At 66.6% G+C, this 23370-nt stretch carries 20 protein-coding genes; 13 read left to right on the forward strand and 7 right to left on the reverse strand.

Annotated elements, in window-relative coordinates; translation table 11 throughout:
* From kdpC to ACIIOY_RS19475, 7 genes are all read left to right on the forward strand, one after another.
* Positions 1–570, forward strand: coding sequence for a potassium-transporting ATPase subunit KdpC (gene kdpC / locus ACIIOY_RS19445; RefSeq protein ID WP_411036328.1), 570 nt, complete (start codon positions 1–3; stop codon positions 568–570).
* Positions 571–572: 2 nt separating this feature from the next.
* On the forward strand, positions 573–3263 hold the full coding sequence (locus ACIIOY_RS19450; RefSeq protein ID WP_411036329.1) for an ATP-binding protein: 2691 nt from the start codon (positions 573–575) through the stop codon (positions 3261–3263).
* Positions 3260–3955 carry a response regulator gene (locus ACIIOY_RS19455; RefSeq protein ID WP_411036330.1) on the forward strand — a complete coding sequence of 232 codons (696 nt, stop codon included), beginning with the start codon at positions 3260–3262 and terminating at the stop codon, positions 3953–3955. The genes ACIIOY_RS19450 and ACIIOY_RS19455 overlap by 4 nt, the downstream gene beginning before the upstream one ends.
* Positions 3956–4145: 190 nt before the next feature.
* Positions 4146–4658, forward strand: coding sequence for an RNA polymerase sigma factor (locus ACIIOY_RS19460; protein WP_411036331.1), 513 nt, complete (start codon positions 4146–4148; stop codon positions 4656–4658).
* Positions 4659–4812: 154 nt separating this feature from the next.
* Positions 4813–5739 (forward strand): FecR family protein, encoded by a 927-nt coding sequence (locus tag ACIIOY_RS19465; protein ID WP_411036332.1) that lies wholly within the window; start codon positions 4813–4815, stop codon positions 5737–5739.
* Positions 5740–5870: 131 nt separating this feature from the next.
* Positions 5871–8174, forward strand: coding sequence for a TonB-dependent receptor (locus tag ACIIOY_RS19470; RefSeq protein WP_411036333.1), 2304 nt, complete (start codon positions 5871–5873; stop codon positions 8172–8174).
* A gap of 55 nt (positions 8175–8229) precedes the next feature.
* Positions 8230–9138 (forward strand): siderophore ABC transporter substrate-binding protein, encoded by a 909-nt coding sequence (locus ACIIOY_RS19475; protein ID WP_411036334.1) that lies wholly within the window; start codon positions 8230–8232, stop codon positions 9136–9138.
* Positions 9139–9378: 240 nt separating this feature from the next.
* Here the strand turns inward: ACIIOY_RS19475 and ACIIOY_RS19480 are convergent, their stop codons facing one another.
* The 5 genes from ACIIOY_RS19480 to cyoA form a co-directional block, all read right to left on the reverse strand.
* A complete protein-coding gene (locus tag ACIIOY_RS19480) occupies positions 9379–10098 on the reverse strand; it encodes an SURF1 family protein (protein WP_411036335.1) in 720 nt (239 codons plus the stop codon).
* A gap of 35 nt (positions 10099–10133) precedes the next feature.
* Positions 10134–10532 (reverse strand): cytochrome o ubiquinol oxidase subunit IV, encoded by a 399-nt coding sequence (cyoD, locus tag ACIIOY_RS19485; protein WP_411036336.1) that lies wholly within the window; start codon positions 10530–10532, stop codon positions 10134–10136.
* Complete coding sequence (cyoC, locus tag ACIIOY_RS19490; protein ID WP_411036337.1) at positions 10529–11149, reverse strand: cytochrome o ubiquinol oxidase subunit III; 621 nt, start codon at positions 11147–11149, stop codon at positions 10529–10531. The genes cyoD and cyoC overlap by 4 nt, the downstream gene beginning before the upstream one ends.
* A gap of 4 nt (positions 11150–11153) precedes the next feature.
* Positions 11154–13157, reverse strand: coding sequence for a cytochrome o ubiquinol oxidase subunit I (gene cyoB, locus ACIIOY_RS19495; protein WP_411036338.1), 2004 nt, complete (start codon positions 13155–13157; stop codon positions 11154–11156).
* A gap of 85 nt (positions 13158–13242) precedes the next feature.
* Positions 13243–14361 (reverse strand): ubiquinol oxidase subunit II, encoded by a 1119-nt coding sequence (gene cyoA / locus ACIIOY_RS19500; RefSeq protein WP_411036339.1) that lies wholly within the window; start codon positions 14359–14361, stop codon positions 13243–13245.
* A gap of 264 nt (positions 14362–14625) precedes the next feature.
* Between cyoA and ACIIOY_RS19505 the strand changes: the two genes are divergently transcribed.
* The gene (locus ACIIOY_RS19505; RefSeq protein WP_411036340.1) at positions 14626–15951 is read left to right on the forward strand and encodes an MFS transporter; all 1326 of its coding nucleotides are present in this window, start codon (positions 14626–14628) and stop codon (positions 15949–15951) included.
* Between the two features lie 19 nt (positions 15952–15970).
* Here ACIIOY_RS19505 and ACIIOY_RS19510 read toward each other — a convergent pair whose 3' ends face one another.
* Together ACIIOY_RS19510 and ACIIOY_RS19515 are read right to left on the reverse strand one after the other, a co-directional pair.
* Positions 15971–16273, reverse strand: coding sequence for a hypothetical protein (locus tag ACIIOY_RS19510; RefSeq protein WP_411036341.1), 303 nt, complete (start codon positions 16271–16273; stop codon positions 15971–15973).
* Positions 16270–18564, reverse strand: coding sequence for an FdhF/YdeP family oxidoreductase (locus ACIIOY_RS19515; protein WP_411036342.1), 2295 nt, complete (start codon positions 18562–18564; stop codon positions 16270–16272). Before ACIIOY_RS19515 ends, ACIIOY_RS19510 begins: the two co-directional genes overlap by 4 nt.
* A 196-nt stretch (positions 18565–18760) precedes the next feature.
* Between ACIIOY_RS19515 and ACIIOY_RS19520 the strand changes: the two genes are divergently transcribed.
* From ACIIOY_RS19520 to ACIIOY_RS19540, 5 genes are all read left to right on the forward strand, one after another.
* Positions 18761–19378 carry a helix-turn-helix domain-containing protein gene (locus tag ACIIOY_RS19520; RefSeq protein ID WP_411036343.1) on the forward strand — a complete coding sequence of 206 codons (618 nt, stop codon included), beginning with the start codon at positions 18761–18763 and terminating at the stop codon, positions 19376–19378.
* Positions 19379–19423: 45 nt separating this feature from the next.
* Positions 19424–20494 (forward strand): extracellular solute-binding protein, encoded by a 1071-nt coding sequence (locus tag ACIIOY_RS19525; protein WP_411036344.1) that lies wholly within the window; start codon positions 19424–19426, stop codon positions 20492–20494.
* A 177-nt stretch (positions 20495–20671) separates the two neighbouring features.
* Positions 20672–21457: an ABC transporter permease gene (locus ACIIOY_RS19530; protein WP_411036389.1), complete on the forward strand. Its 786-nt coding sequence runs from the start codon at positions 20672–20674 to the stop codon at positions 21455–21457.
* Positions 21458–21461: 4 nt separating this feature from the next.
* Entirely contained in the window at positions 21462–22247 is a 786-nt protein-coding gene (locus ACIIOY_RS19535; protein ID WP_411036345.1) for an ABC transporter permease, read from the forward strand.
* 3 nt (positions 22248–22250) lie between these two features.
* On the forward strand, positions 22251–23366 hold the full coding sequence (locus ACIIOY_RS19540; protein ID WP_411036346.1) for an ABC transporter ATP-binding protein: 1116 nt from the start codon (positions 22251–22253) through the stop codon (positions 23364–23366).
* The last annotated feature ends 4 nt before the right edge of the window (positions 23367–23370 follow it).

A 23370-nucleotide genomic window follows, 5' to 3' on the forward strand; every position in this document is an offset into this window, starting at 1 on the left:
ATGCTGAACCATCTTCGCCCGGCCATGACCCTCGTCCTCGCGCTGACCGCGCTTCTCGGTCTCGCCTATCCGCTTGCCGTGACCGGCGTCGCGCAGGCCGTCATGCCGGCTTCCGCCAACGGCTCGCTCATCGAGAGGAACGGGACCGTCGTCGGCTCCGTCCTGATCGGGCAGGCCTTCGCCGCGGACAGGTATTTCTGGCCGCGTCCCTCCGCGACGGGCCCGGACGCCTACAATGCCGCCGCCTCGTCCGGCTCGAACCTCGGCACGACGTCGGTCAAGCTGAAGGACCGCGTGCAGGCGGACATCGACCGGCTGAAGGCGGCGGGCATCGCCGCGCCCGTTCCCGCCGATGCGGTGACGACCTCCGGCTCCGGCCTCGATCCGCATGTTTCGCCCGCCTTCGCGCGCGCCCAGATCGCCCGTGTGGCAAGGGCGCGCGGCCTTTCGGAAACGGACGTGGCGAGCCTCGTGGAAAGCCATATCGAAGGCCGCCTCCTCGGAATCGTCGGCGAACCGCGGGTGAACGTGCTACAGCTCAACCTGGCGCTCGACGCGCACGGAACATGAGAATGGCGGACAGCGACCGCGGCGACAGCCGCAGACCGGACCCCGACGCATTGCTTGCCCTGGCGGAGAAAGACCGCCGGGGCAAATTGACTGTTTTCCTGGGCGCTGCGCCGGGCGTCGGCAAGACCTATGCCATGCTGACGCGCGCCGGGCGCCTGAAGGCCGAGGGCGTGGACGTCGTCGTCGGCCTCGTGGAGACCCACGGGCGCGGCGAGACGGCCGCCCTGCTGCAAGGCCTGGAAGTACTGCCGCGCCTGCATACCGTCCATCGCGGGAAGGTGCTGGAGGAATTCGACCTCGACGCCGCGCTCGCCCGGCGTCCGCGCATCGTGCTCGTCGACGAGCTCGCGCACTCCAACCCCGAAGGAAACCGGCATCCTAAGCGCTACCAGGACATCGAGGAACTGATCGCCGCGGGCATCGACGTCTGGACCGCGCTCAACATCCAGCATCTCGAAAGCCTCGCCGACCTCGTGGCGCAGATCACCGGCGTCACGGTGCGCGAGCGCGTGCCGGACGTCGTGCTGAAGAAGGCCGACGAGGTGCTGCTCGTCGACCTGCCGCCGACGGAGCTGATCGAGCGCCTGAAAGAAGGCAAGGTCTACCTGCCGGAAAGCGCCAGCCGCGCCGTCGACCGCTTCTTCCGCCTCGGCAACCTGACGGCGCTGCGCGAGCTCGCGCTTCGCCGCACCGCCGACCGCGTGGACGACCAGATGGTCGACTACCTCAAGCAGAACGCCATCGAAGGCCCCTGGGCGACCGGCGAGCGGCTCATCGTCTGTGTCGGGCCGGACGAGCTTTCCGAAAAGGTCGTGCGGGTGGCGAGCCGCCTCGCCTCCGGCCTCAACGCCCCGTGGATCGTCGTGTCCATCGACCGGGCGGACCGCGACGTGGAAACGCCCCAGCGCCTGCAGCGCATCGAGGGATTGTTCCGGCTGGCCGAGCAACTGGGTGCGGAGACGCGCCGGGTGATCGGCAACGACTTCGTCGAGGAAATCCTGAAGCTGGCGCGGCGCGAGCATGCGACGCAGATCGTGATCGGCGCGAAGCGGCACCGCGGCTGGACCCGGCTTTTCTCGCCCTCGCTGCCGGATGCCCTTGCCCGCCGCGCCGCCGGCCTCGGCATCTATTTCGTGACGCCGGAGAAGAACGGCAAGCCGCCGGCGCCGGCGCGCTTTCCGCTGCCGAACATCGCCTCGGTGCGCCAGTCGGCATTGATCGCGGCAGGCCTCGTCGCCGCCACGGCGGCGATGGGCAAGCTGGTCCATGTCTTCGCGGAACTGCCCAACATCTCGCTGCTCTTCCTGCTCGCCGTTCTCGGCGCGGCGGTGCTGGGCGGCTATGTCTCCGCCTTCATCGCCGCGCTCCTCTCGGCGCTCGCCTACAACTTCCTGTTCATCGACCCGCTGCACACCTTCACGATCACCGCGCCGCACGAGGTCTTCGCCCTGATCGTCTTCCTGTCGGTCGCGATCATCGCCGGCGGCTTCGCCTCGCGCATCAAGGAACAGGCGGCCGTCGCCCGCGTCCGCGCCACCGCGCTGCAATCGCTCTACGATTTCTCGCGCAAGCTTTCGACGACCGCCAAGGCGGACGATGCGATCTGGGTGGCGGTCTCGCATCTGCAGGCGAGCCTCAAGCGCAACGTCGTGCTCCTCCTGCCCGACAAGGGCGACCTCAAGATCGCCGCCGTCTGGCCGCCAGACACCGACCTCGACGTCACCGATTTCACGGCGGCGCGCTGGACGCGCGACAAGCAGGAGCCGGCCGGCTACGGAACCGGCACGCTGCCGAACAGCCGCTTCGAGTTCCGCCCGCTCATGGGGCCGCACGGGCTGGTCGGCGTCTGCGGCATCCAGCAGACGGAGGAGCGGCTCGACCTCAACGCCGAACGGGCGCTTTCGGCGATCCTCGACCAGACGGCCATCGCCCTCGACCGCGCGCGGCTTTCGGAAGAGAGCGTGATGCAGGCGGCGAAGCTGGAAGGCGAGCGCTACCGCGAGGCGCTGCTCTCCTCGATCTCCCACGACCTGCGCACGCCCCTCGCCACGATCATGGGCGCCGTCACGAGCCTGCGCCAGCTCGGCGGCAAGATGAGCCCCGAAAGCCGCGACGACCTGCTCCAGTCGATCGAGGAGGAAGGCAGCCGCATGAGCCGCTTCGTCTCCAACCTGCTCGACATGACGCGCATCGAATCCGGCACGCTGAAGCCGAAGAGCGACTGGCTCGACGTCGCCGACGTGGTGCAGTCCGCCGTCGAGCGGGCCAGGAAGTATTTTCCGGGCAAGGCGATCGAGACGGGGATCGCGCCGGACCTGCCGCTCGTCGAGGGCGACAGCGTGCTGCTCGGGCAGGTGCTGTTCAACCTGCTCGACAATGCGGTGAAGTACGGCGGCGACGAGCCGGTCAACGTCTATGCGCGGCGCGACGGGCAGGACGTGCTGATCTCGGTCACCGACCTCGGCAGGGGCATTCCGCCCTCGGAGATCGACCGCGTCTTCGAGAAGTTCTACCGCCGCGGCAAGCCGGACGGCCGCTCGCCCGGAACGGGCCTCGGCCTTTCCATCGCACGCGGCTTCGTGGAGGCGATGGGCGGCAGGATCCATGCCGAAAGCCCGGCCGTGAAGAAGAAGGGCACGCGCATCGTCATCCGTTTCCCGGCAGGCGAGGAGAAGGCGGACAAGACGAAATGACGAACGAGCGCATCCTGGTGGTGGACGACGAGCCCCAGATCCAGCGGTTCCTGAAACCCGCCCTCAAGGCGGCGGGCTACGACGTGGTCGAGGCCGCCACCGGCGGCGAGGCGCTGAAGGCGGTCGCGACCGCCGCGCCGGACCTCGTCATCCTCGATCTCGGCCTGCCGGACATGGACGGCAAGGAAGTCGTCACCAGCCTGCGCGGCTGGACGCAGATCCCGATCATCATCCTCTCGGCACGCGAGCGGGAAAGCGAGAAGATCGCCGCCCTCGATCTCGGCGCCGACGACTATATCGAAAAGCCCTTCGGCATCGGCGAGCTCACGGCCCGCATCCGCAACGCGCTGCGCCACCGCGAGCGCGCCGCGGCGCCGCCGGCGGCCCTCTCCACGGACGGCCTCGTCATCGACACGGTGCGGCGGCTCGTGTCGCGCGGCGAGGAGGCGATCCGGCTCACGCCGAAGGAATACGACCTCCTGACCCTGCTTGCCCGCCATGCGGGCCGCGTCGTCACGCACAAGACGCTGCTCACCTCCGTCTGGGGGCCGGCCCACGGCGAGGACCTCCACTATCTGCGCGTCTTCATCGGTCAGCTGCGCCAGAAGATCGAGCGGGACCCGACGCATCCCACCATCGTGCGCACCGAGCCCGGCGTCGGCTACCGTCTCGTGGTCGATCAGGAAACCTGAGCCAGGCCGCCATAAACCTTATGATCGCCGCACCTCAAACTTGACCTCGCAAATCAAGTTAAGCTATTCCTGACACGCATTTCACGCGGGTTCCGATGACCGCGAATCTTGAGGGAAGAGGGATGGCGGCCGCACTCGGCAATGCCGCGAAACGGTTTTGCAGGCGCGATGCGGACGGGACGTCCGCGCCGTGAAGGAGGGTGATGCGACCTCGATGCTTTACGTCGCGCACCGCCCGGCCCTCGTGCGCTATGCCACGCGCATCGTGGGCTCGCGGGAGGCGGCGGAGGACATCGTCCAGGATGCCTTCATCCGTTTCTCGCCGGCCAACGCGCACGGCACGTCCGCCGGCCAGACGCTGGCCTATCTCTACCGGATCGTGCGCAACCTGTGCCTCGACCTCATCAAGCGGCAGAAGATCGAGATGAGGGAACGCGATACCGAGCCGCCCTTCTGGTCCGTGCCGCGCGCCATCGAGACGCCGGAGGAGGCAGTGCTGGTTTGCGACGAGGTCCGGGTCGTGCGGGACGTGCTGGACGGCCTTCCCCGGGACGTGCGCATCGCGGTCGAGATGCACCGGTTCGGCGGCCATACGCTCGAGGACGTGGCCGCGCATCTCGGCATTTCGGTGGCCACCGCGCACCGGCACGTGCGCGCGGCCCTCGTGCAGATCGCCCTGCGGCTCGATGATTTCGAAACGTGAGCGGGCGATCCCGTGAAAAATTTTTACCCGCAGATCGTATTTACGAACGGATTGGATGTCCGGCTGGAACCCTGTGCGCGGCACGGGAAGCCGGAAGACGGGTAAGATCTTGGTTCAGGACGAGAACGACAAGCGTCACGCCTTGGAAGAGGCCATGGACTGGCTTCTGCGGCTGAAGGACGAGCCCCGGTGTCAGCAGACGGCTGCCGACTTCAAGGCGTGGCTCGACCGGTCCGAACGCAACCGGGCGGCCTGGCGAAGCGCCCTCAGGACCTGGGCACTGCTCGGCGAGGTCGAACCGCGCCACGCGCATCTATGGCGGCAGGAGAGCGCCGAGGTCGTGCCGCTGCCGAAGCGGCGGCGCCGGGTGGCCGCGGCGGCGCTGGCGCTCGCGGCGGCGCTCGTGCTTTTCCTCGCCGCGCCGGCCTTCATGATCTGGCTGCAGGCGGATTTCCGCACGGGGACGGGAGAAAGCCGGGTGGTGACGCTGGCCGACGGCAGCGAGGTCGATCTCTCCGCCGGCAGCGCCATCGACGTCGACCTGACGGCGGAGGGACGCCGCGTGCGGCTCCTCGCCGGCCAGGCCTTCTTCGACGTGGCGCATGATGCGGCGCGCCCGTTCACCGTCGAGGCGGGCAATGCCAGCGTCGTCGTGCTCGGCACCGCCTTCGACGTCGCGCTGGACGACGCGGCGACGACCGTGCAGCTTGCGCGCGGCGTGGTCGGCATTTCCGGCGACGGCACGGGCCGCGGCGTTGCCGAAATGGCGCCCGGCGACATGGCGACGGTGGACGGCAAGACGGGGGCGATCACGCGCACCACCGTACCGCTCGAAGAGATCGGCGCCTGGCGGAGCGGCCGGCTCTTCGTCAACGACGTGACCATCGACAGCGTGGTCGCGCGCCTGCAACGCTATCACTCCGCCTGGATCAGCGTGCCGGACCGCACACTCGGCCGGCAGCGCGTGACGGGCCTCTACGACCTCAGCGATCCCGACCGGGCGCTGAAGGCGCTCGTAACACCCCATGGCGGCAAGGTCCGCTCGGTTTCGGCCTATGCCCGCATCCTCTCGCGCTTCTGAGCCTTCCGAAAAATTTTCGGAAAAATCGTGAAATTTGCGCCGAAGGTGAAAAATCCTCCCGAGGCAGTCGTCTTTGCACCGGGAATGCGCGCCGGGGGCAGCGCATCTCGAAGTATGGCACCGGGGGTAAAATGCGTTCGCACAACGATCGATCGAATACGATGCGCGCCAAGGCGCGCATGCGCGCTGTCTTCATCACGAAGCTGACGGTTTCGACCGCCGCAGCGCTCGTCCTGAGCCTGCCGCAGGCGGCCTTGCGGCCAGCGGCCGCGCAGGAGCAGGAAAGGACCGCCCGCGTCGGCACCATGCCGTTCGATATCCCGGCGCAATCGCTGGCGAGCGCGCTCAACGCCTTCGGCCGCCAGTCCGGCCTCCAGGTGTCGCTGGCCGCCGCCACCTCGCGCGGCGTCACCTCGACGGCGGTGAAAGGCGACTTCACGCCGCAGGAGGCGCTGGCCCGGCTGCTCGAAGGCACCGGCACCCGGCACTCGATCACCGCGGACGGCACGGCGATCGTCACCGCCAGGCACCTCTCCCCGCTCGTGACCGGCTCGGTCGAGGACGGCTCGACGACGCTCGAGCGCATCACCGTGGACGGACAGCAGGCCGGCGAGGGCGACGTCGCCGAGCTCAACATCACCGCCGAGGACCTGGAGCGCAGGAACCCGGCCAACATCCAGGACGTCTTCCGCGAAGAGCCGAGCGTCAAGGTGGGCTCCTCGCTGCCCATGTCGCAGAAGGTCTATGTCCACGGCATCGAGGAAACGAACCTCGCGGTCTCCATTGACGGCAGCCGCCAGAACAACAAGGTCTTCCATCACAATGCGACGACCCTGATCGACCCGTCGCTGCTGAAGGCCGTCAGCGTCGACGAGGGCGTGGCGCCCGCCGATGCCGGTCCGGGCGCCCTTGCCGGCTCCATCAAGTACGAGACGAAGGACGTTTCCGACTTCCTCGACGGCAACGGCTTCGGCGGCTTCCTCAATTCCAGCTACAACACCAACGGCGGCATCTTCACCAACGGCATTGCCGGTTACGGCAGGCAGGACGGACTGGAGTTCCTCGGCTACTTCAACCTCGGCCGCGGCGACAATTTCTCCGCCGGCAACGGCAGCGAGGTGCTGGGCACCGGCACGCATTTCCTGAGCGGCATCGGCAAGGTCTCCTACCAGTTCGAAAGCGGCGACCGCGTGGAGATCAGCCACGAAGGGATCAACGACGACGCGGCCCGCCCCTTCCGCGCGAACATGATCCACACCACGGGCGCAAGGCCCTTCGAACCGGTCCTGCGCGACTATGACCTGAAGCGCACGAACACCGTCCTTACCTATACGGACGAGACGCCGGAGGGCTGGTGGGACCCGAAGCTGGTGCTCGCCTATGGCCAGACCGAGGTCGGCACCACCGTATACCTCAGGCCCGGCCTGACGCCGTCGAGCTATCCGATCACCGGCACCACGAGCACGTTCAACGGCAAGTTCGAGAACCGCTTCAATTTCGACATCGGCACGGTGACGGCCGGCGTAGACTTCTACAACGACGAGGCCGAGCTCGGCGACCTTTTCGAGCCCGGCGTCGAGAAGGCGAGCAATGTCGGCGCCTATGTCCAGGCGCGCCTGCAGCCCTTCGAACGGGCACGCGTTTCCTTCGGCGGGCGCGCGGACCGGCAGTGGTTCACGGGCACCACCGAGAAGGAGTGGGACAATTCGGGCCTCAGCGGAAACATCTCGGGCGAGTACGACCTCGTGCCCGAATTCCTGACGGCAAAGGCCGGCTATTCCCATGTCTGGGCCGGCATTCCGCTCGCGGAAAACTTCATCATGAACCCGAACTGGAGCTATCTGCCGGATCCGGTGCCCACGACCGCCGACAACTACGTGCTCGGGCTTGCCGCCAGGTACGAAGGCTTCTCGCTCGAAGGCTCGATCTTCCGGACCGACATCGACAATGCCAGGGCGGCGCGCTACGCCGTCGGCTCCGCCTACATACGCCGGCACGTCGAATCCGAAGGCTTCTCGATCGGCGCGGGATATGACTGGGGCGACGGCTATGTCCGTGTGAAATACGTGGACATCGACACGCAGATCGACGGCCGGCCGGCCGATTCCGATACCGGCACCTATCTTGCGACGCCCGTGGGCAGGATCTTCACGATTTCCGCCGCCCACACCTTCACCGACTGGGGCCTTACGGTCGGCGGCGACGTGGAGATCGCGCCGGAATACCAGGACACGTTCAAGGCCTACGAGGTCGTCAACACCTTCATCGAGTACAAGCCGCCGAGCCACCAGAACCTGACGCTGCGCGCCGAGGTGAAGAACCTCTTCGACGAGACCTATGCGGACCGCGCCACCTACGGCCAGGAATTCGGCGTCGTGACGCCGCTCTACCAGCCCGGCCGCTCGTTCGTGCTGACGCTGCGCGCAACGTTCTGATAGACCAGCTCCCGGCGGGGCATTCCCGCCGGAACCCTTTTGCCCGGAGACCGCGATGAAGCGCCGTTTGACATCCCTTGCGCTGGCAGCCGCCCTCCTTGCGGCGGGCAGTGCCGTCGCCGCCGAGATCCAGGTCGAGACGGCGGCAGGCCCCAAAACGGTCGAGACGCCGGTCGAGACGGTGGCGGTCTTCGACATCGCCGCCGTCGATACGCTCGACAAGCTCGGCGTCAAGCCGGCGGGCCTGCCCTCCAATCTCTACCTCGAGGAACTCTCCCACCTGAAGGATGGCGCAGTCGCGGTCGGCGATATTTTCGAGCCGGACCTCGAGGCGCTGAGCGCCCTTGCCCCCGATCTCATCATCCTCGGCGGCCGCTCCTCGCCCAAGGTGGACGCGACCACGCAGGTCGCCCCGACGATCGACATGACGATGAACGGCGACGACCTCCTGGACCAGGCGCGCGAGCGCATCGCGACATACGGCCGCCTCTTCGGCAAGGAAAGCGAGGCCAAGGCCGCGCGAAAGGAGCTGGACGCCGCCGTGGAGAAGGCCCGCAGCGCCGTCGCCGGCAAGGGCAAGGCGCTGATCGTCATGACCAACGGCCCGAAGGTGACGGCCTACGGTTCCGGCTCGCGCTTCGGCTGGCTGCACCGCTCGCTCGACCTGCCGCCGGCGGTCGATGATGTCGAGGCGGCCACCCACGGCGAGGCCGTTTCGTTCGAATTCATCCGGGAGGCGAATCCCGACTGGCTGATCGTGCTCGACCGCGCCGCGGCGATCGGCTCCAACGAGCAGAACGCCAGGATCACGCTCGACAACGCGCTCGTCGCCGAGACGACGGCCTGGAAAAAGGGGCAGGTCGTCTACCTTCCCTCCGGCGATTTCTACATCGCCGCCGGCGGTGCGCAGGCCATGATCCGCGTCTACGCCGCCATCAGCGAGGCCTTCGGGGCGGCCCGGTAGGCACCATCCCCGGCCCGGCCGCCGGCCGTTTCCTGGGCATGGGCGTGATCAAAGCTGCCGCATGTGCAGTTTATTTGCACAACCGTACCGGATTCGCGGAATCAGACCTTCCCTGCGCGCGGCCGAAACCCTACTTGGATAGCACTCGCGCAACCCGCGAGCTTCCCCGCGTCATTGGGAGCCAAACCATGGCGCTCGCTGCCCCGCTTCGTGCGGGGCTTCTTTTTTGCGGGATCACGGCTAGGCCAGCCGGCGGCGGTGGACGTGCCAGGCCGCAGCCGCGCTCATCGCCGCAAGCCCGTACCAGGTCAGCGCATAGACGAGGTGGCTGTTGCGGAAGGCAACGACCGTAAGGCCGCCGACCGGCAAGCCGCCCGGATTGGGCGTCGCATCCGCATCGATGAAATAGGGCGCGACGACGCCCAGGCCCTTCGCCGCGGCGATGGCCGCGACATCGCGGGAGAACCAGCGGTCGTTCGCCGGGTCGTTGGAGCGCAGGAACGCGCCGCCCGGTTCGCTGATGCGCAGGAGGCCGGTGACCATGACGGGCCCGGCAGCGATTTCGCCGGCCGCGCGCGCGGCGGGCGAGCTGCGGTCGGAGGGCACGAAGCCGCGGTTGACGAGCACGGCCGAGCCGTCGGCGAGGACGAGCGGCGTCACGACCCAGAAGCCCGCGCCGCGCTCGGTCACGGCCTGGACCAGCGCCGACTTGTCATGCCGGAAGAGGCCGGTGGCGGTAACGCGGCGGTACTCGTCCTTCTCGCGGCTGACGGCGGGCCATTCCGCCCGGCCCGGCGCCGGCGCCGGCTCGGCGTGGATGCGGCCTTCGACGCGCTCGATGAGGTCGAGCTTCCAGAAGAGCCGCTGCACCTGCCAGGTGCCGAGCGTGAGGAAGGCGGCGAGGAGGAACAGCAGGAAAGCGGTGAGGAGAAGGCGCGCACGGCGGGAGGGCTGCGGCATGTAACCTATCGCACTCCCTCTGCCCTGCCGCCCCGTCAGGGCATGTTCTTCATCATCTCGTGGGTCATCGGCATCATGTTGGTGTTGAGGTGATGCATGACCCAGAGGGAACCGGCGATCGCGATGCCCACGATGATGAGCGTGAAGATCAGCGCCATCAGCGTCCAGCCGCCTTCCGAGCGCGGGTTCATGTGCAGGAAGTAGACCATGTGCACGAAAATCTGCACGACGCCTATTCCCATGACGAGCACGGCTGTCAGCAGCTTGCTTTCCAGCACGCCGGCCATGACCAGCCAGAAGGGGACCGCCGTCAGGATGACGGACAGGATGAAGCCGGTCATGTAGCTCTTGAAGGAGCCGTGGCCGGCCTCGTGGCCGTGGCTGTGCGCGTGGTGTGCCTGCGAGGCGCTTTCGTGGGTGGGGTGCGCGCTCATCCGAGAACTCCCAGCAGATAGACGAAGGAGAAGACGCCGATCCAGATGACGTCGAGGAAATGCCAGAACATCGACAGGCACATCAGGCGGCGGCGGTTTTCCGGGATCAGGCCGCGCCTGTGCACCTGCACCATCAGCGTGACCAGCCAGACGATGCCGAAGGTGACGTGCAGGCCATGCGTGCCGACCAGCGTGAAGAAGGAGGAAAGGAACGCCGAACGCGTCGGGCCGGCCCCTTCCAGGATCAGGTGGTAGAACTCGTAGAGCTCCAGCGCCAGGAAGGCCGCGCCGAAGACGCCGGTGATGCCGAGCCAGACCAGCGTCTCCATCTTGGCGTTGCGCTCCATCTGGAGCATCGCGAAGCCGTAGGTGATGGAGGAGAAGAGCAGCATGGCCGTGTTGACGGCGACGAGCGTCAGGTCGAACAGGTCGGTCGGCGACGGGCCGGCCGCATAGCTGCGGCCGAGCACGCCGTGCGTGGCGAACAGCACGGCGAAGATCAGGCAGTCGCTCATCAGGTAGATCCAGAAGCCCAGCATGGTGCTGTTTTCCGGATGATGCTCTTCCGTCAGGTAGAACTGCGGTTTTTCGTTTTCCTGGACTTGGGTCGCGCTCATGGGCTCAGGTCCGTTCTGCAAGCAGTTTCGTGCGCGCGTCTTCCGTCGCCGCCACGGTCTCGGCGGGAATGAAGTAGTCGCGGTCGTAGTTGAAGGTATGGGCGATCGACACCGCGACGATGGCGACGAAGGAGACGATCGCCAGCCACCAGATGTACCAGATCAGCGCGAAGGCGAGCACGACGCTGATCGCGGCGAGGATGACGCCCGTGCCGGTGTTCTTCGGCATGTGGATCGGCTTGAAGCCGCCGAGCGGGCGCTCGTAGCCGCGGTTCTTCATGTCGTACCAGCTGTCGTGGTCGTGCACGACCGGCGTGAAGGCGAAGTTGTAGTCCGGCGGCGGCGAGGAGGTCGACCATTCGAGCGTGCGCCCGTCCCAGGCGTCGCCCGTCGTCTCGCGGAGCCGGTCGCGCCTGAGGAAGCTGACGACGAGCTGGATGATGAAGGAGGCGATGCCGAGCGCGATCAGGAAGGCGCCGAAGGCGGCGATCACGAACCATATCTGCAGCGAGGGGTCCTCGAACTGGCTGACGCGGCGGGTGACGCCCATCAGGCCGAGCACATAGAGCGGCATGAAGGCGAAGAAGAAGCCGATCTGCCAGAACCAGAAGCTCATCTTCCCCCAGAACGGATCGAGCTTGTAGCCGAAGGCCTTCGGCCACCAGTAGACGAGGCCGGCCATCAGCCCGAACAGCACGCCGCCGATGATGACGTTGTGGAAGTGGGCGATGAGGAACAGCGAGTTGTGCAGCACGAAGTCGGCCGGCGGGATGGCGAGCATCACGCCCGTCATGCCGCCGATGACGAAGGTCACCATGAAGCCGACCGTCCACAGCATCGGCACCTCGTAGCGGATGCGGCCGCGATACATGGTGAAGAGCCAGTTGAACATCTTCGCGCCCGTCGGGATCGAGATGATCATGGTCGTGATGCCGAAGAAGGCGTTGACCGAGGCGCCCGAGCCCATCGTGAAGAAGTGGTGCAGCCAGACGATGTAGGAGAGGATCATGATCACGCAGGTCGCGTAGACCATCGAGGTATAGCCGAACAGGCGCTTGCCGCAGAAGGTCGCCACCACCTCGGAGAAGATGCCGAAGGCCGGCAGCACGAGGATGTAGACCTCCGGATGGCCCCAGATCCAGATGAGGTTGATGTACATCATCGGATTGCCGCCGAGGTCGTTCGTGAAGAAGTTCGTGCCGACATAGCGGTCGAGCGACAGCAGCGCGAGCGTGGCCGTCAGGATCGGGAAGGTCGCGACGATCAGGATGTTGGTGCAGAGCGAGGTCCAGGTGAAGACCGGCATCTTCATGAAGGTCATGCCCGGCGCGCGCATCTTCACGATGGTCGCGATGAGGTTGATGCCCGACAGCGTCGTGCCGACGCCCGCCACCTGCAGGCCCCATATGTAATAGTCGACGCCGACGCCCGGACTGTAGTCGACGCCCGAGAGCGGCGGATAGGCGAGCCAGCCGGTGCGCGCGAACTCGCCGATGAAGAGCGAGATCATGATGATGATCGCGCCGGCCGTCGTCATCCAGAAGGAGAAGTTGTTGAGGAAGGGGAAGGAGACGTCGCGCGCGCCGATCTGCAGCGGCACGACATAGTTCATGAAGCCGGTGACGAAGGGCATCGCCACGAAGAAGATCATGATCACGCCATGGGCGGTGAAGATCTGGTCGTAGTGATGGGCGTTGAGGTAGCCCTCGTTGCCGTTGAAGGCGATCGCCTGCTGGATGCGCATCATGATGGCGTCGGCAAAGCCGCGCAGCAGCATGATGATCGCCAGGATGATGTACATGATGCCGATCTTCTTGTGATCGACGCTCGTGAACCACTCGTTCCAGAGATAGCCCCAGAGCCTGAACTTCGTGATCAGCGCCAGCAGCGCGATGCCGCCCAGCGCCACGACGGCGAAGGTCACGACGAGGATGGGCTCGTGGTAGGGGATCGCCTCCCAGGAAAGCCGCCCGAAGAGGAATTGCGTGAGGCTGATGTCACCGAACATGGGATCGTCCAATACCGTTCTCGAATGCGGCCCGCTCTTCCAGGGCCTTGCGCCCCCGCCGCAGCCGGCGGGCACGATTTAAGTGCTAGTGCGACTGATGCGCGTCGTGGTTCATCGTGGCCGGCTCCTCCTGCCGCTCCTCGACGCCTTCGGCCGGCTCCTCGCTGCGCGCGGGATTGCCGGTTTCCGGGAAGGTGGCGCCCGGCGCGGCCTCCCCGCCCGCCGACACCGCATGGCGGTTGTCGTGCTCCAGCTTCGCCTTGTTCTCATGGCTCTCGACGCCCGCGCCGCCCATCATGTCGATATGCATCATGTCCTTCATGCACATCTGGCCGGCGCGCACGCACATGTTGAGCACGGCGTCGTAGAGCCCGTCATCGACGGAAGCGTAGTAGCGGACGGGCTCCTTGATGCTCGGCTTCTCGAGCTTCAGATAGGCGTCGCGGTTGAGCATCGTGCCGTTCTGCTTCACGCGGGCGACCCACTGGTCGAAACCGGCTTGGTCCAGCCCGTGGAACTTGAAGCGCATGTGGGAAAAGCCGTCGCCGCTGTAGTTGGACGACAGGCCCTCGTATTCGCCCGCCCTGTTGATGACGGCGTGAAGCTTCGTCTCCATGCCGGGCATGGCGTAGATCATGCCGGCGAGCGCGGGGACATAGAAGGAGTTCATCACCGAGGACGCGGTGATCTTGAAGTTGATCGGCACGTCGACGGGTGCGGCCATCTCGTTGACCGTGGCGATGCCGTAGTCCGGATAGAAGAACAGCCATTTCCAGTCGAGCGCCACGACCTCGACGGTGATCGGCTTCGTCTGCCCGGTGACGGGCCGCGCGGCGTCGATCCGGTCGAGCGGCCGGTAGGGATCGAGCTTGTGCGTGCTGACCCAGGTGATGGCGCCGAGCGCGATGATGATGGCGAGCGGCGCCGACCAGATGATGACTTCGAGGCCGGTGGAATGGTGCCATTCCGGGTCGTACTTGGCCGCCGTGTTCGACTGGCGGTACCGCCAGGCGAAAAAGAGCGTCAGGCAGATCACGGGCACGATGTTGATCAGCATCAGGATCGTCGAAATGACGATCAGGTCCCTTTGCTGCGCCGCAATATCACCGGACGGGGACATGACGACCATATCGCAACCCGTCAAAGTGAAAAGCATCAGGGCGGAAATGATGGAGCGTCGGGCTAAACTGAATTGCTTCGGCATTTCGGCCTCAACTTGCGTTCTGTCTAGTCGGCAATAATCGGGCACGGACTTGCTTGGGAATGAGGTCCATCGTCGCAGCGCAGCATTCTGTCGCAGTACGGTAGTCAATTAGGGGCTTTCTGTCGATGCGCGTTTGTACTAGCGCAATAGAAATGCATGTTGTCAATTTCCCGCGCCCTTCCGGACAGAAACGCTTGTCCTTGATATCGGGCGCGGATTGATCAACATTCTAACGACAGGACGCAAATCTGCGCGGAGGAGTTCATGAGCTCGGCCATCAACCCCACATCGTCCGGTCTCGAACGCGATGCCCGCCGCATGCACGAGGACGACAAGCCGCTCTCCCCGGGCAGCGTCGCCATCGGCGTGGTGATCGGCCGGACGTCGGAGTTCTTCGACTTCTTCGTCTACGGCCTCGGCTCCATCCTCGTCTTCCCGAAGCTGATCTTCCCCTTCGCGCCCAGTCCGGTGGCCGCGACGCTGATGTCCTTCGCGCTGTTCCCGCTCGCCTTCCTCGCCCGCCCGGTCGGCTCCTTCGTCTTCATGTGGATCGACCGCCAATACGGCCGCGGCACGAAGCTCACGATCGCGCTGGTGATCCTCGGCGGCTCGACGGCATCGATCGCCTTCCTGCCGGGCTACGAGACGATCGGATACTGGGCGGTGGCCCTGCTCGCGCTCTTCCGGCTCGGCCAGGGTTTTGCCCTCGGCGGGGCCTGGGACGGCCTCGCCTCGCTGCTGAACCTCAGCGCGCCGGCGAACCACCGCGGCTGGTATGCGATGATCCCGCAGCTCGGCGCGCCGATCGGCTTCGCGCTCGCGAGCATTCTCTTCGGCTATTTCGTCAGCAACCTTTCCGAGGAGGATTTCCTCGCCTGGGGCTGGCGCTATCCCTTCTTCGTGGCATTCGCCATCAACGTGGTGGCGCTCTTCGCGCGCCTGCGCATCGTCGCCAGCAAGGAATTCGGCGCCGCGATGGACGCGCAGGAGCTCCAGGCCCGGCCGGTCTTCGAGATGCTGAGCAAGCACAGCATGGACGTGGTCCTCGGCGCCTTCGTGCCGCTCGCGAGCTTCGCGATGTTCCACCTCGTGACCATCTTCCCGCTCAGCTGGGTGACGCTCAACGGCGGCCAGTCGGCGGCGGAATTCCTCTGGGTGCAGGTGGCGGGCGCGGCGGTCGGCGCGGTCGGCATCGTGCTTTCCGGCGTCATCGCCGACCGGATCGGCCGGCGCAACCAGCTGATGTTCGGCGCGATCCTGATCGCGATCTTCTCGTTCTCGGCCCCCTTCCTGCTCGACGCGGGCGGCAAGGGCCAGGATGCCTATATCCTGATCGGCTTCTTCATCCTCGGCCTCACCTTCGGCCAGTCCTCCGGCGCCGTCTCCTCGCGCTTCACGCAGGCCTACCGCTATACCGGCGCGGCGCTCACCTCCGACCTCGCCTGGCTCGTGGGCGCGGCCTTCGCGCCGCTCGTGGCGCTCGGCCTTGCCTCGAGCTTCGGCATCATCTTCATCGGCGGCTACCTGATTTCCGGCGCGATCTGCACCATCGCCGCCCTCACCCTGACGCGGGTGCTCGACCAGCATTGAGGCAAGGCCGCGTCCGCTTTCAGGCCAACAGCGCCGCGTAGCGCTTCACGCCGTCTCCCAGGGCGTAGTGGGTGCGCATCGTCCGTCCGTCGCGCTTTTCGATGTGCAGCAGGTCGCCCCGCCCGGCGAGCGCGGCCAGTTCCCGCAGCACCAGCGCATGGGCAAGGCCGAGAAGGCGGGCGAAGGTGCGGCTGTCATGCGCGATGCCCATATGGGCGGCGGCAAGCAGTCCCGCCCCGATCGGGCTCAATTGCGAATCCTCCTCCCGCAGCCGGGCGGCGAGCGCCAGGAAGCGCTCGGCATCGGGCGCCTCTCCGCTCACGCGGCCTCGCGCCTGCGGAAGGTCACCATGATCGATTTCGAGGTCGGCGTATCGCTTTCGGCGCCTGCGCTTGCGAGCGGCACGACCACGTTCAGCTCCGGATAGTACCCCGCGATGCTGCCGCGGGGGATGTCGTAGGGCACGAAACGGAAGTCCGCCGCAACGCGCTCGATCCCGTCGTCGTGATCGCTGATGACATCCACCCGGTCGCCCGCCGCGGCCCCCATGGCCTTCAGGTCCTCGGGGTGGATGAAGATGACCTGCCGCTCGCCATAGACGCCGCGATAGCGGTCGTCGAGGCCGTAGACCGTGGTGTTGTACTGGTCGTGCGAGCGGAAGGTCTGGAGGGCGAAGCGCCCCTCGCCTTTCTTCGCCCGCTGGTGCACGGTCTCCTCCGGCAGCGGGCCGGAGAAGAAGGTCGCCTTGCCGGCGGGCGTGTTCCACTCGCGGTTGGCGGCGGCGTTGCGCAGATGGAAGCCCCGCGGCTTGCGCAGGCGCCTGTTGAAGTCCTCGAAGCCCGGGATGGTCGCCTCGATGTGGTCGCGGATGCGGTCGTAGTCGTCGGCGAGCGCGGCCCAGTCGACGATGCCGTTGCCGACCGTCGCCTCGGCGATGCCGGCTATGATCGCCACCTCCGACAGCAGGTGCGGCGAGGCCGGCCGGTTGATGCCCGCCGAGCCGTGCACCATGCTCATCGAATCCTCGACGCTGACGAGCTGCGAATTGCCCGCCGAGTTGAGGTCCATTTCCGTGCGGCCGAGGCAGGGCAGGATGAAGGAGACTTCGCCCGGCATCAGATGCGAATGGTTGGGCTTCGTGGCGATGTTCACCGTCAGCCTGAGGCCGGCGAGCGCCTTTTCCACGAGGGCGCTGTCCGGCGTCGCGCGGGCGAAGTTGCCGCCGAGGCCGATGAAGGCCTGCGCCGAGCCGTCCAGCATGGCGCCGATCGCCGAGAGCACGTTATGGCCGTGCTTGCGCGGCACGGTAAAGCCGAAATGCCTCTCCAGCGCGTCGAGGAAGGCGGCAGGCGGCTTCTCGTTGATGCCCACGGTGCGGTCGCCCTGCACGTTGGAATGGCCGCGTACCGGGCAGAGGCCGGCGCCCGGCCTGCCGACATTGCCGCGCAGGAACATGAAATTGGTGATCTCGCGGATCGTCGCGACGGAATGGACATGCTGCGTGATGCCCATCGCCCAGGTGCAGATGACGCGCTCGGCCTTCATGTAGACCTCGGCCGCCTGCTCGATCTCGGTCCGTGTCAGGCCGGACTGGTCCTCGATCTGCGCCCAGCCCGTCGCCTCGACGGCGGCGCGGTAGTCGGCAAAACCCGCGCAATGCTCCGCCAAGAAGGCATGGTCGAGCACGGAGGGAAGGCCGGCCGCCACAGCCGCATCCTCGGCCGCGAGCACGGCCTTCGCCATGCCGCGCACGGCCGCCATGTCGCCGCCGAGCTGCGGCTGGAAATAGTGGCTGGCGATCTCCTTCGATCCGCCCCGCAGCATCTCGATCTTGTCCTGCGGATCGGAGAAGCGTTCGAGGCCCCGCTCGCGGACGGGATTGAAGACGACGATGCGCGCGCCGCGCATGGCCGCCCGGCGCAGGTCTCCGAGCATGCGCGGATGGTTGGTGCCGGGATTCTGGCCGATCACGAAGATCGCGTCCGCCTTCTCGAAATCCTCAAGCAGGACGGTGCCCTTGCCGACGCCGATCGCCTGGCGCAGCCCCACGCCGCTCGCCTCGTGGCACATGTTCGAGCAGTCGGGAAAATTGTTCGTGCCGTAGATGCGCACGAAGAGCTGGTAGAGATAGGCCGCCTCGTTGCTGGCGCGGCCGGAGGTGTAGAATTCGGCGCGGTCGGGATCGCCGAGACTCCTCAGGATGGCGCCGATTTCCGCGAAGGCGTCCTCCCAGGCGACCGGCAGGTACTTGTCGCTCGCCGCGTCATAGCGCATCGGATGCGTCAGGCGGCCGTGGAGCTCGAGCTCGTAGTCCGACAGGCGGCGCAGCTCGGAGACCGTGTGCGCGGCGAAGAAGGCGGGGGACGCACGCTTTTCCGTCGATTCCCAGGCGACGGCCTTCACGCCGTTCTCGCAGAATTCGAAGGAGGAGCCGTGCTCGGGATCGCCCCAGGCGCAGCCCGGGCAATCGAAGCCGTCCGGCTGGTTGGCCTTCAGCAGGGTGCGCGCGCCGGAGAGCGGCATGCCGCTCTCCAGGAGGCGCTTGCCGCAACTCTTCAACGCTCCCCAGCCGCCGGCCGCGGAGGATTTCTTACCGATAAAAGGAGTGTCCATAAGTCATGTATTTGCCATTCGTCAGGATTGATCAAGGGGACGGTTCGAATGGCTTGATAGGAAACTCCTATTGACGAAGCGGGCGGGCGCGGCGCTCCGCCGATCATAGCGGCAAGGACAAAAAATACGCGGCAGCCCGATTTCGCGGTTGCTAATCCGCCCGCCACTTAATATGTTGTTAAGTGAGGAGTGACCCATGGACGATTTCGTGGCTGCGACAGCGAAACAGGGGGCCGTCGGCGAGAAGGTCAAGGCTTTCCGCTTGGCACGCCGCATGTCGCTGCGCGCGCTCGGCGAGGCCACGGGCACGACGGCAAGCTTCCTGAGCCAGCTCGAGCGCGGCCTCAGCGGGGTCAACATCAGCACGCTGATGCGTATCGCCGGCGCGCTCGGCATCAGCCTGACGGACCTTTTCGACGATGCGTCCCCGCCCGTCGGCCGCGTCCTGCGCAAGGCCGAGCGCCCGGCGCTGCCGCCGGCCGAGGGCTACCGCAAGATGCTCCTGTCGCGGCGGCCGATCCGCGACATGGAAGTCTATATCGGCGAATTCGATCCCGGCGGCTCGACGGGCGACAAGCCCTACAGCCACGGGGATTCGCACGAGCTCTTCTTCGTGATCCGGGGCGAGGTCGAACTCACCCTCGGCGAGGAACGCCATGTGCTGTCGGCCGGCGACAGCATCGAATATCCGACCTCGGTTCCGCACAAGACCGTCAACACCGGCACGGAACCGGCCGAAGTCCTGTGGATGATCGCGCCGCCCACCAGCGTCGCGGACGACCTCGACAAATACCTGCCACGGCCCGGCTCGTAGCCGCGGCGGGAACAACTGAGGCGAGCGCTACTGGGAGTAACAAGGATGAGAAAACTTGCGAGGGCTTTTGCCCTGACGATGACGTGCGCCCTGGCCTTGCCGGTGCTTGCGCAGGAAAAGCCGGTCGCCGGCGAGGTGAAGGAAGGCTCGCTCAAGGGCAAGACGCTGACCTTCGTCTCCTACGGCGGCATCTACCAGGACGGCCAGGTCGCCGCCCTTCAGGAATTCGTGGAAAAGTCCGGCGTGACGCTGCTCAACGACGGCCCGACGGAAATCGCCAAGCTCAAGGCCCAGGTGGATGCCGGCAACGTCACCTGGGACGTGGTCGACACCGCGGACCTGCCGCCCTACGTCCATTGCGGCACGCTGTTCCAGAAGCTCGACTTCTCCAAGCTCGACGTCTCGAAGATCCCGCCCGGCCAGGTCGGCGAGTGCTCGGTCCCGGCGATGAACTACGGCGTCGTCCTCATGTACAAGAACGAGACCTACAAGGACAATCCGCCGAAGAGCTGGCTGGATTTCTTCGACACGGAGACGTTCCCCGGCATCCGCGCCATCGACGGCAGCGGCGATCCGACCGGCGGCCTGCTCGAGCAGGCCTTCAAGGCGGCCGGCGGCGATCCGAAGGCGATGACGCCGGACGACATCGAGAAGGCCATCCAGAAGCTGCGCGACCTCGGCCCCGACACGATCTACTGGAAGACAGGCGCCGAATCCCAGCAGCTTGCCGAATCCGGCGAGGCCGACATGATCATGATGTGGACCGGCCGCGCCATGACCGCCGTGAAGAACGGCGCCGATTACACGCCCGTCTGGCAGGACTGGCTCGTCGTCATGGACCAGATGACCATCCCGGTCGGCGTCAAGGACACGGACGCCGCCTATGCGCTGATCAATGCCTATCTCGGCCAGCGCTCGCAGGAGATCCTGACGGAAAAGACCTCCTACACGCCGATCCACATGGACGCCAAGCCGAAGGTGGACGAGGCGACGGCCGCCTTCCTCACCTCGACGCCGGAACGCATCGCCCAGGGCTACCAGCAGAACATTCCGTTCTGGGTGAAGAACTTCGACCTTGCCGGCGAGAAATGGTCCGCCCTTCTTTCCGGCAACTGAGCCCCCGAAGGTCCGCGAGCCCGGCCCCGGCCGGGCTTGCCTGAAACACGGGAGATGTCCTTGAACGCCACGCCCGACCAGGGCCCGCGGACCGGCCTCGATGCCGGCTCCGAACGGCCAGCCTTCCTTTCGCGATTCCGCCCCCGCGGCGCGGCGTGGCTTGCAGCGCCCGCCGTCCTGGTGCTGCTCGTCGCGCTCGCCTATCCGCTTGCGATCGTCGTCTGGCGCTCCTTCACGGATCCCGCGCCCGGCATCGGCAACTACGTCTGGTTCTTCCAGTCCGCCGTCAACAGGACGGTGCTGCAAAGGACCTTCGTGGTCGCCGCCTGGGTGACGCTCGTCTCCCTCGTCTGCGCCTATCCCTACGCCTACGCCATGACCATCGTCGGCCGGAACGTCAGGCTCGCGCTCATCCTGTGCGTGCTCGTGCCCTTCTGGCTGAGCGGCGTGGTGCGCACGCTCGCCTGGGTGATCCTCCTGCAGGATTCCGGCGTCATCAACTCGTTCCTGCGCGGCCTCGGCCTCTCGCCGGTGAAACTGATCCGCACGCTGCCCGGCGTCATCATCGGCATGACGCAGGTGCTGCTGCCCTTCATGATCCTGCCGATCTACTCGGTGATGCGCGGCATCGACACGCGCCTCCTGCAGGCCGCCCGCAGCCTCGGCGCAAAGCCCTGGCGCGCCTTCCTGCAGATCTACGTGCCGCTCTCGCTGCCGGGCGTCTATGCCGGCGTCATCATCGTCTTCATCCTCTCGCTCGGCTTCTACATCACGCCGGCGCTCCTCGGCGGCCCGCGCTCGACCATGCTGTCCTCGCTGGTGCAGAACCAGGTGCTGAGCCTGCTCAACTGGGGACGCGGCGGCGCGATGGGCGTGGTCCTCCTCGTCGCCACCTTCGTGCTGCTCGCCATCGCCGCCCCGCTGATGCGCCAGAAGCACACCCGAACGCGCAGGGAGGCCTGAACCGATGCCCTCCTTCCCGCGCGTCCTCCTCGGCCTCTTCTGCCTGCTGGTCGCCGTGCTGCTGCTCGCGCCGACACTGGTGGTGATCCCCATGTCGTTCAACGGCAACAAGTCGCTCGCCTTCCCGCCGGTCGGCTTCTCCTGGCAATGGTACGGCAACTTCTTCACCAACCCGGACTGGACGACGAGCTTCACCAACTCGCTGATCATCGCGCTCATCGTCGCGGTGGCGGCGACCGTGTTCGGCACGCTCGCCGCCTTCGGCGTCACCCGCGCGGCGGCAAGCACCGGCGGGCTGATCCGCGGCCTGCTGATCACGCCGATGGTCGTGCCGGGCGTGGTGCTGGCGATCGGCATCTACGCCGTCTATCTCGACACGCATCTCGTCGGCGCCGTCACCGGCTTCGTGCTGGCGCACACGATGCTCGCCATCCCCTTCGTGCTGATCGCGGTGCAGGCGAGCCTCGAAGTCTTCGACCGCCGGCTTGAGACGGCGGCCGCCAGCCTCGGGGCGGGACGGCTGACGGTGTTCCGCACCGTGACGCTGCCCTTGATCCTGCCCGGCATCCTTTCCGGCGCGCTCTTCGCCTTCATCACCTCTTTCGACGAGATCATCGTCGCGCTGTTCATCACCAGCCCCTACCTGAAGACCCTGCCGGTGCAGATCTACACGTCGATCACGCGCGATGCCGACCCGACCGTCGCCGCCGTCGGCACGCTGCTGTTCCTGGCGACCTCGCTCATCATCATCGCCGGCCTGCTCTTCGGCATGCGCCGCGGAAGGACCTGACCCATGACCGCACCCCAACGCTCCGCCGGCGCGGCGATCGAGATCCGCAAGGCTTCCAAGCGCTACGGCGCCTTCGCGGCCCTCAACGACATCGACCTCCACATCCGCCCCGGTGAGTTCATGACGCTGCTCGGCCCTTCCGGCTCCGGCAAGACGACGACGCTGAACCTCATCGCCGGTTTCACCGACATCAGTTCCGGTTCGCTGGAGATCGGCGGCAGGAGCGTCACGGGCCTGCCCTCGCACAAGCGCAATATCGGCGTCGTCTTCCAGCACTACGCCCTCTTCCCGCACATGACGGTGGGAAAGAACGTCGCCTATCCGCTGACGCTGCGGGCCATCCGGGGCGAGGAGCGCGAGCGCCGCGTCAGGCGCGCCCTCGACATGGTGAAGATGGCCGATTTCGCCCACCGCTATCCGAGCGAGCTTTCCGGCGGCCAGCAGCAGCGCGTGGCGCTCGCCCGGGCGCTGGTCTTCGATCCGCCGCTTCTCCTGATGGACGAGCCGCTCGGCGCGCTCGACAAGAAGCTGCGCGAATGGCTGCAACTGGAGATCAAGCGCATCCACCGCGAGCTCGGCACCACCTTCGTCTACGTCACGCACGACCAGGAGGAGGCGCTGGTGCTCTCCGACCGCATCGCCGTCTTCAACGGCGGCCGCATCGAGCAGATCGGCACAGGCCGCGAGCTCTACGACCATCCGGCGACGCTCTTCGTCGGCCGCTTCATCGGCGAATCCACGGTGCTGCGCGGCACGGCCGACGTTTCGGGCGGCGACACGGTGATGACCATAGGCGACCAGAAGGTCGTCGCGCATGGCCGCCTTCCGGGCGACGCCCGGCCCGTCATCCTGCTCCGGCCCGAGCGCGTGGGGCTGAAACGCCCCGGAGCCGACGCCGTCACCGGCGAGAACCGCCTGTCCGGCACGGTTTCGGAGGCGATCTATCTCGGCTCCGGCTCGAAATACGAGGTGCGGCTGACGGACGGCACGGTCGCCGTCGTGCGAAGCCCGCTCGGCGTGCCCGATTTCTCGATCGGCGATGTCGTGGACATCGCCTTTTCGCCCGCCGATCTCATCCTTCTTCCCGACGACGCCAGCGCCGACATGACGCTGACCTGAACCG

It is taken from the genome of Shinella agrisoli (assembly GCF_046557955.1).
In the GTDB taxonomy this organism is placed as follows: domain Bacteria; phylum Pseudomonadota; class Alphaproteobacteria; order Rhizobiales; family Rhizobiaceae; genus Shinella.